The following is a 1134-nucleotide window of genomic DNA, read 5'->3' on the forward strand; positions in this document are numbered from 1 at the left end:
ATCGCCGTGTCCAAGCATTCCGAGCACATGCCGCTCAACCGCCAGGCGGTGGTCATGGCGCGGCACGGTGTGCCAATCGACCGATCGGTGTTGGCCGACTGGATGGGTCGGGCCGGGGCGCTGATCACCCCGGTGGTGGACCGCATGGCGGTGCTGCTGAAACAGGGCAGCACCCGGCTCTATGTCGACGAAACCACCGCCCCGGTTCTGGACCCCGGGCGCGGCAAGACCAAGACCGGTTATCTTTGGGCGGTGCTGCGCGATGATCGGGGCTGGAACGGCCCGGGACCGCCGGGTGTGGTGTTCCACTATCGCCCCGGTCGGAAGGGCGAATATGCCGATGAGATCCTGACCGGCTTCAATGGCACGATCCAGGTCGATGCCTATGGCGCCTATACCCACCTGGCCACATCAAAGCGCACGGGCGGCGAACCCTTACGGTTGGCTTTCTGCTGGGCCCATGGACGGCGCAAGCTGATCAAGGCCAAGCCGAAAAAGGGCTCGCCCATCGTCGACGAGGCGTTGGTGCGCATCGCAGCACTCTACAAGGTCGAGGATGCGATCCGCGGATCAGCCCCCGACCATCGCCTGGCGGTCCGCCAGGAATTGTCGCGCCCTCTGGTGGATCAGTTCTTCGCCTGGCTGGCCGCTCAGGCCGCACGCATCTCGCGCAAATCCGACCTCGGCGCAGCACTTGCATACATGCTGCGGCGCCAGGATGGCTTCCGGCTTTTCCTTGAGGACGGCCATGTCGACATGGACTCCAACCTGGTCGAGAACGCCATCCGCAGCCCGGCCATGAACCGCCGCAACGCGCTTTTTGCCGGTCACGACGAAGGAGGCCGTTCCTGGGCACGCTTTGCCAGCCTGATCGGCTCCTGCAAGATGAACGGCGTGGAGCCCTACGCCTACCTGCGTGATCTCTTCACCAGGCTCGCCAACGGCCATCTCGACAAGGACATCGATGCGTTGATGCCATGGGCCTATGCAGCAGTCCCCATCCCCTCACAATGAGCTCATCCGGGAGTCCCCAGTGAACTCATTCCGTGCGCTCACGAAGGCGAATATGTCACCCTGAAGAACGGTCGCCTACGACCGCAAGCGAAAACTCAATGGGCCGGAACCGGCGCATAC

General features: G+C 63.8%; 1 protein-coding gene. It reads left to right on the forward strand.

The window, feature by feature from the left end:
• Positions 1-1014 (forward strand): IS66 family transposase (tnpC, locus tag ACOI1H_RS25715; protein WP_422441171.1); only part of this gene is annotated, 1014 nt, incomplete at its 5' end.
• Positions 1015-1134 lie beyond the last annotated feature (120 nt).

The sequence above is a fragment of the Loktanella sp. DJP18 genome, from assembly GCF_049310965.1.
Lineage (GTDB): Bacteria > Pseudomonadota > Alphaproteobacteria > Rhodobacterales > Rhodobacteraceae > Loktanella.